Source organism: Rhodococcus sp. NPDC003348, from assembly GCF_053589375.1.
Genome location: NZ_JBSFRT010000034.1, coordinates 1 through 13186, shown reverse-complemented (window position 1 = coordinate 13186; position 13186 = coordinate 1). Strand labels below are relative to the sequence as shown.

Annotated in this window: 10 protein-coding genes and 1 tRNA gene; 5 read left to right on the top strand and 6 right to left on the bottom strand. The window is 69.5% G+C overall.

The genetic code is table 11. The annotated features are described in order from the left end of the window. The first annotated feature begins 5 nt into the window (after positions 1-5). The gene (locus ACWDU4_RS20565; RefSeq protein WP_450115772.1) at positions 6-1004 is read left to right on the top strand and encodes an HAD family hydrolase; all 999 of its coding nucleotides are present in this window, start codon (positions 6-8) and stop codon (positions 1002-1004) included. A 149-nt stretch (positions 1005-1153) separates the two neighbouring features. Here the strand turns inward: ACWDU4_RS20565 and ACWDU4_RS20560 are convergent, their stop codons facing one another. Then, complete coding sequence (locus ACWDU4_RS20560; protein ID WP_450115771.1) at positions 1154-2326, bottom strand: aromatic ring-hydroxylating oxygenase subunit alpha; 1173 nt, start codon at positions 2324-2326, stop codon at positions 1154-1156. A gap of 171 nt (positions 2327-2497) precedes the next feature. Here ACWDU4_RS20560 and ACWDU4_RS20555 point away from each other — a divergent pair, with 171 nt between their 5' ends. After that, a complete protein-coding gene (locus ACWDU4_RS20555; RefSeq protein ID WP_450115770.1) occupies positions 2498-3115 on the top strand; it encodes a TetR/AcrR family transcriptional regulator in 618 nt (205 codons plus the stop codon). Between the two features lie 14 nt (positions 3116-3129). Here ACWDU4_RS20555 and ACWDU4_RS20550 read toward each other — a convergent pair whose 3' ends face one another. From ACWDU4_RS20550 to ACWDU4_RS20540, 3 genes are all read right to left on the bottom strand, one after another. Then, positions 3130-4470 carry an ABC1 kinase family protein gene (locus ACWDU4_RS20550; protein WP_450115769.1) on the bottom strand — a complete coding sequence of 447 codons (1341 nt, stop codon included), beginning with the start codon at positions 4468-4470 and terminating at the stop codon, positions 3130-3132. Between the two features lie 22 nt (positions 4471-4492). Next, the gene (locus ACWDU4_RS20545) at positions 4493-5350 is read right to left on the bottom strand and encodes a hypothetical protein (protein ID WP_450115768.1); all 858 of its coding nucleotides are present in this window, start codon (positions 5348-5350) and stop codon (positions 4493-4495) included. A gap of 98 nt (positions 5351-5448) precedes the next feature. Continuing rightward, positions 5449-6861: a zinc-dependent metalloprotease gene (locus ACWDU4_RS20540; protein ID WP_450115767.1), complete on the bottom strand. Its 1413-nt coding sequence runs from the start codon at positions 6859-6861 to the stop codon at positions 5449-5451. A gap of 146 nt (positions 6862-7007) precedes the next feature. Between ACWDU4_RS20540 and ACWDU4_RS20535 the strand changes: the two genes are divergently transcribed. Then, positions 7008-8030 carry a YlbL family protein gene (locus ACWDU4_RS20535; RefSeq protein WP_450115766.1) on the top strand — a complete coding sequence of 341 codons (1023 nt, stop codon included), beginning with the start codon at positions 7008-7010 and terminating at the stop codon, positions 8028-8030. Positions 8031-8169: 139 nt separating this feature from the next. Here the strand turns inward: ACWDU4_RS20535 and ACWDU4_RS20530 are convergent, their stop codons facing one another. Beyond that, entirely contained in the window at positions 8170-8790 is a 621-nt protein-coding gene (locus ACWDU4_RS20530) for a PPA1309 family protein (protein WP_450115765.1), read from the bottom strand. A gap of 158 nt (positions 8791-8948) precedes the next feature. Between ACWDU4_RS20530 and ACWDU4_RS20525 the strand changes: the two genes are divergently transcribed. After that, positions 8949-11927: a UPF0182 family protein gene (locus ACWDU4_RS20525; protein WP_450115764.1), complete on the top strand. Its 2979-nt coding sequence runs from the start codon at positions 8949-8951 to the stop codon at positions 11925-11927. A gap of 76 nt (positions 11928-12003) precedes the next feature. On the opposite strand, the gene ACWDU4_RS20520 is transcribed toward ACWDU4_RS20525, so the two are convergent. Next, on the bottom strand, positions 12004-12576 hold the full coding sequence (locus tag ACWDU4_RS20520; RefSeq protein WP_450115763.1) for a transglycosylase family protein: 573 nt from the start codon (positions 12574-12576) through the stop codon (positions 12004-12006). A gap of 502 nt (positions 12577-13078) precedes the next feature. Between ACWDU4_RS20520 and ACWDU4_RS20515 the strand changes: the two genes are divergently transcribed. Continuing rightward, a tRNA-Met gene (locus ACWDU4_RS20515) sits at positions 13079-13155 on the top strand. Positions 13156-13186 lie beyond the last annotated feature (31 nt).

Below are 13186 nucleotides of genomic sequence, written 5' to 3'. Positions count from 1 at the left end.
TCACCATGACGGACGCGGCGCCGGCCGCACCCGCTGCGGGCTCGCCGCAGGGGGAGTCCCGCCGGCTCGGGAGCGGAGATCCGCTCCCGAGCTGGCGGGAGGGCGCCACCAAGCGGGCCATCCTCGGCTTCGTCCGATCCGTGACCGCCGAGGGTTCCGCCGTCCCGATCGAGGAGCGGATCGCGGTCTTCGACAACGACGGCACGCTGTGGTGCGAGAAGCCGATGCCCATCCAGCTCGACTTCATCCTGCGTCGCCTCGTCGCCATGGCAGAGCAGGATCCCTCGCTGCGTAGCCGCCAGCCCTGGCAGGCCGCCTGCGCCCGCGACTACGGCTGGCTGACCGGCGTCCTCACCGACCACTACCGCGGCGACGACAGCGGGGTGAAGGTGTTCGCCGTCGGGGTACTGACGGCGTTCGCCGACATCACGGTGGAGGACTTCGAAACCCAGGCCGACCGATTCCTCCGCACCACCGACCATCCCACCCTCGGTCGTACCTACCTGACGTGCGGCTACTCGCCGATGATCGAGTTGCTCGGCTACCTCGACGCCCACGGGTTCCGCAACTACATCGTCTCCGGCGGCGGCCGCGACTTCATGCGGCCGATCAGTCAGGACGTGTACGGGGTGCCCCGCCAACGGGTCATCGGAAGCAGCGCCTCACTGACCTGGAGCGGCGACGGCCCTGGCGGCGCGCTGATCCACCAACCCGAGTTGGACGTGCTGGTCGACGGTCCCGAGAAGCCGATCCGGATCTGGAGCCGCGTCGGCCGACGGCCCCTGCTGGCGGCCGGGAACAGCAACGGCGACATCCCGATGCTGCGGTTCTCCGAGCAGCCGGACCGGCCCTCGCTGCAACTGCTGGTGGTCCACGACGACTCAACCCGTGAGTTCGACTACCGGGAAGGCGCCGAACAGGCGATCGACCTCGCAGGCACCAGGGACTGGACAGCCGTCAGCATCAAGGACGACTGGGCGACCGTGTTCGACCGGCGCGGGTAGAGCCGCGACCCCCGGCCGTGCGCCCTTCTCGCCCTTTGCCGTGTCGGACAGTCGACCGGGTTTCGTCGAACGGCAGATTGCGGTGTCCTGCGACCTTTCTGTGCAGGTCGGCAGCCCTCTTCATGCCGCCAGGCCTCGAGTCGGCGTCGTCACCCGAGCGCCACGCCGAGTTCGGCGGCGAAGGTCTTGATCATGTGCTGTACGCCGATCTCGTTGCGGCCGATGATCATGTGGTCGTGCTGGCCGCGCCGCACCCCCTCGCCGCACTGCGGCAGCATCGCGAAGTCCTCGTCGCGGACCGCGCCGTGCACCTGGGCGAAGACGGTGTCGTACAGGTCGCGTTGTTCGTCGGTGGTCGCGGGGATGCGGGCCATCCAGCTGTGGCGAAGGGTGCACCGCGTCGGGGATCCGGCGGGAAGCATGTCGAGGATCTCGACGCCGACCGGGCTGTTCGCGAGGATGAGATTGGGGTAGATCCAGTAGATCACCCCCATGTTCGCCAACGGGTCCCACGAACCCTCTGGATTGGTGTCCAGGTCGGCAATCCAGTTGAACGGGAAGCCCATTCGGTGGTGTCTGCCGAACGCGTCGTGAATCGAGGTGTTGGCGACGGTGTTCTGGCCGATCACGCTCTCGGAGTGGACGAACGGGAAGTGGTAGCTCTCGGCGAACGCCTCGAGCGCACCCTTCCAGCTGACGTCCGACTCGAACTCGCGCTCGTCGTGGTAACCGTAGGACCGGTAGTCGAACCGGGCCAGTTCCGGCCCGAGGGGGCCGAGATGTGCGTCCACGTCGATGGATTCGTCCGCGTTCAGGACCGCCCAGACGAATCCGTGCCTCTCCTGGCTCGGGAGTTCCACCAGTCCGTAGTCGGCGCGGTCCATGCCGGTGAAGCCCTCCTTGCCCGGTACGCCGATCAGGTTCCCGGTGTTCTTGTAGGTCCAGGCGTGGTACGGGCAGGTGAACCGGGTGGTGTTGCCGGACCCGCAGGCGGGCATCGCGCCGCGGTGCCGGCAGTAGTTGAGGAAGACGTGCGCTGTGCCTGCGCCGTCCCGGGTGACCAGCAACGAGTCGCCGAGCACGCTGCGCACGACGTAGTCGTTCGGTTGCCCAACCTGCGCGCTGGGCACGATGGCCAGCGGGGTGCGACGCAGGATTTGCGCCTCCTCGACCTCGGTGATCTTCGGGTCCCGGTAGTAGTGCAGCGGCACGCGCAGCGGTGAGTCCGCCATGTCGGTCGTGCCGTCCAGCACATGCCGGAGCGCGCGCCGGGTGAGGTCGTCCACCGTGTCGGAGTGTCGGGTGTCGGGCTGTGTGGTCATCGTCTGTCCTTTCCCGCGCCGGTCGGCCGCAGTGTCGAGACCATACAACAGGGCATGTTTGTATGGCCTGGTTTCGGTGGATCCGCGCCGCCGCCCGAGGTCCACCCGGCGTGATCGCGCACGGGTAGGGTTCGACCGACAACTTCGCTGGACAGGAGGGATGACGGGCCGATGCGCACACACGGCTGGTCGGGCGCCACCCCCGCCGACGACGACGAGGCGATCGCCCGCATCCTCGCCGCGGCCCGCCGCGCCGTGGACCGCTCCGGCGGTGACATCAGCATCACGGAGGTGGCCCGGGACCTCGGTATCACCCGGCAGACCGTCTACCGGTACTTCCCGACCGCGGAGGCACTGCTCGGCGCCACCGCGATCGCCCAGGCCGGCCCGTTCCTCGACATTCTCGCCACGCATCTCGGTGGGATCCGCGACCCCGCGGAGGCCGTCGTGGAGGGCATCGCCTACACCCTCGAACAGATACCCGAGGAGAAGTACCTGAACATGGTGCTCGCGCCCGGACGGGCCAGTGCCTTCTCTGCGGGCGTCACCTCGGACACCGCGCTGGCGTTCGGCCGGTCGATCCTCGAACGGTTCGCCGTCGACTGGGCCGAGGCCGGTCTGGCCGGTGCGAACCTCGACGAACTGGTCGAGCACATGCTCCGCATCGTGCAGTCGTTCGTCATCGATCCCGGTCGTCCACCCCGCAGCGGCGACGAACTGCGGCTCTACCTGAGGAAGTGGGTCGCCCCTGCTGTGGACCGAATCCGGTCACAGGCCGGCGCGCACTGACCGGACCCCAGGTGTTACTCGGCTCGCCGTACGTCCTCGGTGAAGCCGGGCAGCCACCGCGTCAGGATCCCCATGTAAGGGGCCTCGGCGTCGAGCTGGGCGCAGATACCGACCGACCCCAACAGCACCCGGAAGATCATCACGTACTCGGGCGGCATGTTCAGCGCGCGGGCGGTCCGGAAGTGTTCCGACGAGAAGTCGGTCGCGGTGCCTGCCGCGCGCTGCAGCCACGACCGGGTGAAGTGGAACGACTCGGTGTGGATCGGGTCGGTGAAGGGGCGCAGGTAGTTCGCGATCTCGGCCTCGGTGACATTGCGCCCGGGAAGCACGAAACCGTTGCCGCGCAACAACTCCGTCAGCTCGTCGAACCGTTCCTCGAGGGCGAGCCGGACCATCCTGCCGAGGACGGGGGGAAGTCCGCCGGGCATCGGGGCACAGGCACCGAAGTCGAGGACGCCGAGGCGGCCGTCGTCGCACAGCATGAAGTTGCCCGGGTGAGGGTCGCCGTGCAGCAGCTCGACGCGGGCGGGGGAGGCGAAGTGGAACTCGGCCAGCCGCGCACCGGCGATGTTGCGCTGCTCGGCCGTGCCGCTGCTGATGACCGTCGACAGCGGGGTCGCGTCCATCCACTCGGTGATCACCACCTTCGGGGAGCTGGCCACCACCTTCGGGATCGCGAACTGCGGGTCGCCGGCGAACTCGGCGGCGAACGCGCGCTGATTGTTCGCCTCGATCCGGTAGTCCAGTTCGTCCTCGGTGCGAGCGCTGAGTTCGTCGAGCACCGGCTTGATGTCGGCGCCCGGCATCACCGCGGTGAACATGCCCGCCATCCGGGACAGCGTCTTCAGGTCGGCCCGCAGTGCCTCGTCGGCGCCGGGGTACTGGACCTTGACCGCCACGTCACGACCGTCCGACCACACCGCCCGGTGCACCTGCCCGATGCTCGCCGACGCGGTCGGGGCGTCGTCGAAACTGGCGAACCGTTCCCGCCACCGGGTGCCGAGCTGCGCGTCGAGGACGCGGTGCACCTTGCGGGCGGGCAGTGGCGGCGCCTCGGCCTGCAGCTTCGTCAGCGCGTCCCGGTACGGCTCGGCGAACTCCTCCGGGACCGCCGCCTCCATCACGCTCAGCGCCTGGCCGAGCTTCATCGCGCCGCCCTTGAGCTCGCCGAGCACCGTGAACAACTGTTCGGCCGCCTGCTGGGTCAGCTTCGCGTCGATCTCGTCCCGGTCGCCGCCGGCGAGCTTGCGACCGAAGCCGACGGCCGCACGCCCCGCGATCCCCAGCGGGATGCTCGCGAGTTTGGCGGTGCGGGCTGAGCTGCGGCGGGGAATGTCGGGCACGCCCTCAATCATGGCGGACGATCGCCGCCTTCGCCTACACCTCAGGTGAGCAGCCGCAGTCCGGGTGTGTCGGCCACGGTCGACGCACCAGCCGCGGCGACCGAAGGTCGAGTTCCAGGGTCGCGTCGAGGCTGGCGGGAGGGCGACTCGGGTCGCCGTCGATCAGCGCGGTGAGTTCGCTCACGGCCAGCGCGACGGTCGCGAGCACGGCGTCCGGGGTGGCGGTCCCGACCCGGCCGAGCAGCTGCGCCGCCAGGTGCGGCCACTCGGCGTCCAGGCCGGTGCGGATCAGGTCGGCGCAGCGCAGGCAGCTGGTGCGGCCCGGCACCACCAGCGGCCCGACGACCCCGCGTCCGTCCCGCAGCCGAACCGGAAGGTGCGCGGTGCCCGCCGCCATCAGGTCGGCGACGGTCTGCGGATCCGGAACGAGGTCGTCGGTGAGCACCACGCAGTCGATGCCGTCCGTCGGTGGGCCGACCCCGGCACGGTCCGGGACCGACCGTCCGATCCGGACGCGGCCGTCACCGAGCGCGGTCGTGAGACCGTCCGCGAGCGGGCCGCGGCCGTGCAGGTGCACGCTGCGCACCGTCGGCTTCCGGCGGAACGGCAGCAAGGCGCCCACCCGGGCGAGCTCGGACAGGATCTGCCCGATGTCGTCGCTGTCGACGCCCACACGGTTGGCCTGCCAGACGATCTCGGCGCGGCTGTGGTGCCCGTCGAGCAGTCGCAGCAGGTCGGCGAGCGCGGCGGCGGTGACGCCGGCGGGCGGCCGCAGCAGCAGCGCGGTCTCTGGGTTCCAGCCGAGTTGAAGGGTGCCGCTCGGCCGGGTCAGGACCGGGGTGCGGGGGTCCAGGCGCGGGCCGTCGAGCGGGGTGGTGGCGACGCGGGTCATGCGGGCAGCGTGCCAGCACACACCCGCCGCGGAGGTGCCCCGCGGCGGGTTGTCCACAGGGTGGCAACACCGTGGACCTGCGGTTTCGTCCCTATCCGCTAATTGCTCGGGGAGTCGGGTTCGCCGGTCTCGCCGCGCTCCTCGCGTTCGCGGGCCTGCAGCGCCTCGAGCTGGGCGATCGGATCGTCGAACGTGCTCGATCCACCGCCGACCACCCGGTCGACGAATCCGGCCGGGCTGTCCAGGTCGCTCGAGTCCGGAAGCAGGTCCGGGTGCGCCCAGACCCCGTCGCGGCCCTCGGCGCCGGAGGCGTCGGTGAGCTGTCGCCACAACTGCGCCGCCTCGCGGACCTTGCGGGGGCGGAGTTCGAGTCCGACCAGGGTGGCGAACGTCTGTTCCGCCGGGCCGCCCGTCGCGCGACGGCGGCGCAGGGTCTCGCTCAGCGCCGCCACCCCGGGCAGTCGCTCGCCGAGAGCCTGCGCGACCACGACCTCGACCCAGCCCTCGACCAGGGCGAGCAGCGTCTCCAGCCGCTCCAGCGCCTGCTTCTGCTCCGGCGTCGTCTGCGGCTCGAACGTGCCCTGCTGCAGCAACTCCTCGAGCTTCGACGGGTCGCTCAGCGCGCTCGGGTCGAGACCCTGTGCCGCCTCCTCGATCGCCGAGAAGTCCATCTTGATGCCGCGCGCGTACTCCTCGACGGTGGCGAGAAGGCGCTGCCGCAGCCACGGCACGTGCACGTACAGCCGCTGGTGCGCGGCCTCGCGGGCGGCCAGGAACACCAGGACCTCGCGGTCCGGTTGCTCGAGGCCCTCACTGAACTTCTCCACGGCCGCAGGCAGCAGCGCGGCCACCCCGTTCGGACCGAGGGGAAGCCCGATGTCGGTGGAGGTCAGCACCTCGGACGCGAGCTGCCCGAGGGCCTGCCCGAGCTGAGAGCCGAACGCGAGGCCACCCATCTGGCCGATCATGCCCAGCATCGGTCCGGCCATCTGCCGGGCCTCCTCCGGCAGTCCGGACACCCACATACCCGACACCTGCTCGGCGACCGGGTCACACAGCCGCTTCCAGGTGTCGATGGTGTTCTCCAGCCAGTCGACCGGCGTCCACGCGACGGTCCGGGTGGCGCCGGCGGGCAGCTGCGTCGCGCCGTCGAGCCACAGCTCGGCGAGGTGCGCGGCGTCGGCGATCGCGGACGCGGACCCGGACGACACCGAGGTGACGGAACCGATCTGCTGCAGCGCCAGCTTCTTCGCCACGTCGTAGTTCACCGGACCGGACTGGCCGCCGGTGCCCATCGCGCTGCCCATGCCGCTGAGCATCTGCCCGAACTGGGTCAGCATCTGACCGAGCGCGGCGGGGTCGAAGCCCTCGGCGTTGAAGCCGAACGGCATCCCGCCCGGCCCCGTCGGACCGCCGCCGGTGTTGTCCCCACCCGAACTGCCCCCGCCCGTGTTCTTGTCGCGGTCGGGGTCGTCGTCGGAGTTCGAGAAGCCAAACGGCGGATTGCTCATACGTCAACGGTACAAGGCCGTGCGGGCGTCGGTGGCAGCGGAAATCACGCCGAGCGCGAACACGCGGACCGAGAACACGGAGAAACCGGCCCGCGTGCGGCCGGTGCAACGGCGGCCGCCGACCGCCGCCCTCTACGCTGGGCCGAGTGAATCGACGGATGCTCACCCTGGTTGCTGCGCTGGTGCCGGTCGTGGCGTTGCTCGGGCTCGGGACGGTCGTGCAGGTGCCGTTCGTGGCGCTCGGACCCGGTCCGACCTTCAACACGCTCGGGGAGGTCGAGGGCAAGCAGGTCGTCGAAATCGAGGGCACCGAACTGGATCCGACGACCGGGAACCTGAACATGACGACGGTGTCCGTGCGCGACGGGCTGACCGTGTTCGATGCTTTCGGGTTCTGGCTCAGCGGCCGCTACGGCCTCGTGCCCCGCGAGGAGGTGTACCCGGCCGACCGCAGCCGTGACCAGGTGCAGGAGGAGAACGCCGCCGACTTCGCCCAGTCCGAGGAATCCGCGGAACTGGCCGCACTGCACTTCCTGAACAAGCCGGTCGCGCTGGAGGTCACCGACGTCTCCGCCGACGGTCCGTCCCACGACCTGCTGCGCACAGGTGACCGCATCGTGAGCATCAACGGGACGCCGGTCCGGACCGTGGGTGAGGTGCAGCGCTCCGTGGCGGACCTCGCGCCGGGAACCGTCGCGACGATCGTCGTCGAACGCGACGGCGGTCAGGTGACGGTGCCGGTCACGCTCGGCGCCCGGCCCGGACACGACGACGTGGGCTATCTGGGGATCACCCCCACCGAGAAGCCCGACGTGCCGTTCACCGTCGACTTCAACCTCGCCGAGATCGGCGGCCCGTCGGCCGGGCTGATGTTCACGCTCGCCGTGATCGACAAGCTGTCGCCGGGCGAACTCAACGGCGGCGGGTTCGTCGCAGGCACCGGCACCATCGACTCGGACGGTGACGTCGGCCCGATCGGCGGCATTCCGTACAAGCTGATCGCGGCCCGGGAAGCCGGCGCGACCACGTTCCTGGTGCCGGCGAAGAACTGCGACGAGGCCAAGCAGCGGGTTCCGGACGGGCTGCGACTGGTGAAGGTCGACAACCTCACCGGCGCGGTCGACGCGCTCGAGTCGCTGAACTCCGGCGGCGACGCCCCGTCCTGCTGACCGGCCGCTCCCGCTGACCGACCGCTCCCGCTGACCGACCCGCTCCCGCTGACCGACCGAATGTGGGATTCGGTCAGTCAGACCGACCGAATCCCACATTCGGTCGGAAGGGTGGGGGTCGGGTGGCGGGGGACAGGGGTCACCAGTCGTCGTCGGTGGCCTCGAAGGTCGCGTGCAGTGCGTGGACCAGTCCGGGGGCCAGGTTGTCCCCGGTGCGCAGTTCCGGCTCGGCGAACGGGTCGTCGTCCTCGTCGGGCGCCAGCGCGATCGCGCACTCGGACCGGCCGTCCCGCAGGACCGCGGCGAACAGCCTCGCCGCACGGCGGTCGGGATGCGAGCCCGCTGCCGCGCGGATGACGTCGTCGGCGGCGTTGTCGCCGGACAGGGCGACCGAGACGGCGGAGTCCAGCTCCACCTCGGCGGTCGGGGGCAGCACCAGGATCTCCTGGACGAGCAGGCATCCGGCCACCCCGTGCGACCAGCTGGTGGTGCCGAGGTACTCCTCGAGCGCGGCGGCTCCGCCGTGCAGGTCGTCGGGAAGTGGATGCTGTTCGATGGGCGTCAGCTCGGACCCGGCTTCGAGCTGGTCGATCAGATGCGGTTCGGCCACGGCGATCGCCGCCGTCGGGACGAGTGCGAACATCCGCGGTGGCTGCCCCCAGCCGTCGGGCTCGACGTGGCCTGCGACCTCCTGAACGCACCGCGGCAGGGCGTCGTCGGAGATCGGGTCCGGGTGGGATGTGCCGTCGAAGTCGCTCACCTATTCATCCTCGCACCCGGACGACGCAGCCGGACAACCCGGACGACGCACCCGGACAACCCGGACGACGCCGGTGGTCACATCGGTAACCCACGTAGAGTGGGACAAAACACCCTGCGGCCCGCTCGTCGTGCCGCCCGACCACGGGAGCGTGACACGTGGGCATGCGGCCCCCCACCGGATTACCTTCGTTGTCCAGACGGAGCCGAGTGTTGTTGGTACTGGCGCTTGTTGTGGCCGTACTGCTGCTGATCGGGCCGAGGCTGATCGACACGTACGCGAGCTGGCTGTGGTTCGGCGAGGTCGGGTTCCGAGGCGTCTTCACGAAGGTCCTTGTCACCCGGATCCTGCTGTTCCTCGCCGTCGCCCTCCTCGTCGGCGGTGCCGTGTTCGGCGCGTTGCTGCTCGCGTACCGGTCCCGTCCGGTGTTCGTACCGGCCGCGGGGCCCAACGACCCGATCGCCCGGTACCGGACGACCGTGATGAGCAGGCTCAAGCTGTTCGGCGTGGTCGTGCCGGTCGTGATCGGCGTGCTGGCCGGGCTGGTCGCGCAGTCCAGTTGGGTTGCGGTGCAGATGTTCATGCACGGCGGCGACTTCGGGCAGCATGACCCGCAGTTCAACCTCGACGTCGGGTTCTACGCGTTCGATCTGCCGTTCTACAGGTTGGTCCTGAACTGGCTGTTCGTCGCGGTGCTGATCGCGTTCTTCGCGAACCTGGTGACGCACTACATCTTCGGTGGTCTGCGGCTGACCGGGCACGAGGGAGCCCTGACCAAGGCGGCGCGCATCCAGTTGGCGGTCCTTGCGGGCACCTTCGTCCTGCTCAAGGCCGTCGCGTACTGGCTCGACCGCTACTCGCTGCTGTCGAGCAGTCGGAAGGAACCGACGTTCACCGGCGCCGGTTACACCGACATCAACGCGGTGCTGCTCGCGAAGCTCATCCTGATGGCCATCGCCATCATCTGCGCAATCACGTTCTTCGCGGCGATCTTCCTGCGGGACATGCGGATTCCGGCGCTCGCTACCGCGCTGCTCGTGCTCTCGTCGATCCTGGTCGGCGCGGTCTATCCGCTGCTGGTCGAGCAGTTCTCGGTCAAGCCGAACGCCGCGGTCAAGGAGCGCGAGTACATCGAGCGCAACATCGCGGCGACCCGGCAGGCGTACGGGATCTCCGACGACAAGGTGACGTATCAGCCGTACTCCGGTGACGGCACGAAGGCCCCGCAGGACGTGCCGGCCGATGTCACCACGATCGCGAACGCCCGACTGCTCGATCCCAACGTCCTCTCGCCGACGTTCACCCAGCAGCAGCAGCGGCAGAACTTCTACGGGTTCCCGCCCACCCTCGACATCGACCGCTACGACCTGGGCGGCGAGAAGCGGGACTACGTGGTCGCGGCGCGCGAGCTGTCGCCGAACAACCTGCAGGGCAACCAGACCGACTGGATCAACAAGCACACCGTGTACACCCACGGTGACGGTCTGGTCGCGGCGCCCGCCAACCGGGTCACCGCCCCGGTGCTCGACCCGACGCAGGACACGTCCAACAACGCGGGCTACCCGATCTACACCGTGAGCGACATCGCGTCCCAGCAGCAGGGGACGCAGGTCATCAAGGTCGATCAGCCGCGCGTCTACTTCGGTGAGGTGATCGCCCAGGGTGACGCCGACTACGCGATCGTCGGCAGCGGCGACGGCTCGGCTGCCCGTGAGTACGACACCGACACCTCGAAGTACACCTACACCGGGCAGGGCGGCGTCCCGATCGGGAACTGGTTCAACCGGTTGACGTTCGCGGCGAAGTACGCCGAGCGCAACATCCTGTTCTCCAGCGTGATCGGCTCCGACTCGAAGATCATCTACAACCGGGACCCGAAGACGCGCGTGGAGAACGTCGCGCCGTGGCTGACGACCGACGGTGATCCGTACCCGGCGGCGGTCGGCGGCCGGATCGTCTGGATCGTCGACGGGTACACCACCCTCGACAACTACCCGTACGCGCAGCGCAGCTCGCTCGAGGGGATGGTCGAGGACAGCATCGACCAGACGACCGGTCGGCCGTTGCCGCGCAAGGAGGTCTCCTACATCCGCAACTCGGTGAAGGCGACCGTCGACGCGTACGACGGCACGGTGACGCTGTACCAGGTCGACGACCAGGATCCGGTGCTCAAGGCGTGGATGGGTGTGTTCCCGGACACGGTCCAGCCGAAGAGCGCGATCAACGACGACCTGCGTTCGCACTTCCGCTACCCGGAGGACCTGTTCAAGGTGCAGCGGGAGATGCTCGCGAAGTACCACGTCGACGATCCGGGCGAGTTCTTCACCAACAACGCCTTCTGGTCGGTGCCGAACGAGCCGACGGTCGAGGGCTCGAAGCTCAACGAACCCCCGTACTACGTGCTCGTCGGTCAGGAGGGAACCGGCAAGCCGGTGTTCCGGTTGACCAGCCCGATGGTCGGTTTCCGCCGCGACTTCCTGTCCGCGTACATCGCGGCGGACTCGGACCCGGAGAACTACGGCAAGATCACCGTGCTGCAGTTGCCGCGGGACAAGCAGACACAGGGTCCGGCGCAGGCGCAGAACTCGATGATCTCCGACGCCCGAGTCGGCTCGGAGAAGGCACTCCTCGAGCGCACCAACAAGATCCAGTTCGGCAACCAGCTGACGCTGCCGATCGCGGACGGCGGGATCCTGTACGTGGAGCCGATGTTCACCGAGCGCAGCGGCGCGAACAACGCGACGTTCCCGCAGCTGACCAGGGTGCTGGTCAGCTACCAGGAGCCCGGGCCGACCGGTCGCGTGCGGGTGGGGTACTCGGCCACCCTGGCCGATGCCCTGAACCAGGTGTTCGAGATCGGAACGGGCAGCGCCGCAACGGCTCCCGGCGGAACGGTCACCGAGCAGCAGTCGACCGGTAACACGCCCGCACCGGTGGTCCCGGCGCCGGAGCAGACGACCCAGCAGCCGGCACCGCAACCGGGTGGAACCACCAACCGGGATGCCGTGGTTGCCGAGCTCGACGCCGCGCTCGCCGCAGTGCGGTCGAGCCAGCAGAGTGGCGACTTCGGTGCCTACGGTGCGGCGCTCGACCGGCTGCAGAAGGCGGTCACCGACTACCAGAGCCTGCCGAAGTAGTCGGGCCGGAACCGGCGAAAAGGGCGCCCCGCCGATCGAATTCGATCGGCGGGGCGCCCTTTTTCGTGTGCTCGGCTCAGCGGGTGATGCCGGCCAGGTAGATGCTGTTGGCGGCGATCAGCTCACGCAGCTGGTCGCCGTAGCCGTACTGGTCGGCGGTGGCGACAGCGGCGTCGGTGGCCTGCTGCACCTGGTCGGCGCTGGGGGCCGGGAAGTTCTCGGGCAGGGCCGGCACGGTCGCGACCGGCGGAACCGCGGCGGGCAGGTCGACGGCAGGCGCGGGGGCGGGCTCGGGAGCCGGCTCGGGCTCGGCGGCCGTCAGGTACTGACCGCAGTGCGGCCACGCGCCCGCGCCTTGGGTCGCGAGGACGTTCTCCGCGACGCGGATCTGCTCGGCCTTGGAGGCGGTGTGCGGGGAGCCGCTGCCGCCGTTCGCGGCCCAGGTGCTCTGCGAGAACTGCAGGCCGCCGTAGTAGCCGTTGCCGGTGTTGATCGCCCAGTTGCCGCCGCTCTCGCACTGCGCCACGCCGTCCCAGTTGTAGGTGGCGGCGGAGGCGGTGGCGGTGCTCAGGGCCATCGGGACCGCGGCGAGGGCGGCGGTCGCGGCGACGGCGCCGAGCGTGCGCGTGGTTGTCTTACGGATGGTCATGCGGGGTGAATCCTCTCCGCGCTTGCAGACGGGGCCGCGTGGTGCGATCGGTGCCGGTGTGGCCGTGGCGGACAGACTGCTGTTCGTCGCCCGGCATCGTCACTGGCACGCCCGTCCCTGCCCCTCGAAGGTTTGGGGGTTCCGATCCCGCGGGGCAGGTCGAGCAGCGGCGGGTCGGCTGGGCCCGGTGGTTTCGGGCCGGGATCGACGCTAGCCAACAAATTGCTGTGGGTCATATCCGTCGAACTTCGGCCTGCCGCAACGCAAGTCGCCGATGTAACGCGGCTTTCGCCAGGTCATCCCGGCGCGTTGCGTCTCGCGGGCAGCTCCGTTATCCCGTCGTAATGTGGTGGGGATCACCGAATTTCGGTGAAGTGCGCCACAGGTTTCCGTCGCCCCGGGCGCGCGTCGGTGGCGCGGTGGCGCGATCGGCGGCCGGTTTCCCCGGTTGTGCAGGCGATTTGTGTTCGGTTCTTCCGTTCGTGTAACTTCGTTCATGCAGCGCGGGGTGGAGCAGCTCGGTAGCTCGCTGGGCTCATAACCCAGAGGTCGCAGGTTCAAATCCTGTCCCCGCTACCAAGAACGAAGGACCCGGTACCCAGGTACCGGG

What these genes read in the sequence shown, in the direction of transcription:
- ACWDU4_RS20560 (WP_450115771.1), bottom strand. Translation starts at nt 2,326, where the DNA reads ATGACCACACAGCCCGACACCCGACACTCCGACACGGTGGACGACCTC.
- ACWDU4_RS20540 (WP_450115767.1), bottom strand. Translation starts at nt 6,861, where the DNA reads ATGAGCAATCCGCCGTTTGGCTTCTCGAACTCCGACGACGACCCCGAC.
- ACWDU4_RS20555 (WP_450115770.1), top strand. Translation starts at nt 2,498, where the DNA reads ATGCGCACACACGGCTGGTCGGGCGCCACCCCCGCCGACGACGACGAG.
- ACWDU4_RS20520 (WP_450115763.1), bottom strand. Translation starts at nt 12,576, where the DNA reads ATGACCATCCGTAAGACAACCACGCGCACGCTCGGCGCCGTCGCCGCG.
- ACWDU4_RS20545 (WP_450115768.1), bottom strand. Translation starts at nt 5,350, where the DNA reads ATGACCCGCGTCGCCACCACCCCGCTCGACGGCCCGCGCCTGGACCCC.
- ACWDU4_RS20565 (WP_450115772.1), top strand. Translation starts at nt 6, where the DNA reads ATGACGGACGCGGCGCCGGCCGCACCCGCTGCGGGCTCGCCGCAGGGG.
- ACWDU4_RS20550 (WP_450115769.1), bottom strand. Translation starts at nt 4,470, where the DNA reads ATGATTGAGGGCGTGCCCGACATTCCCCGCCGCAGCTCAGCCCGCACC.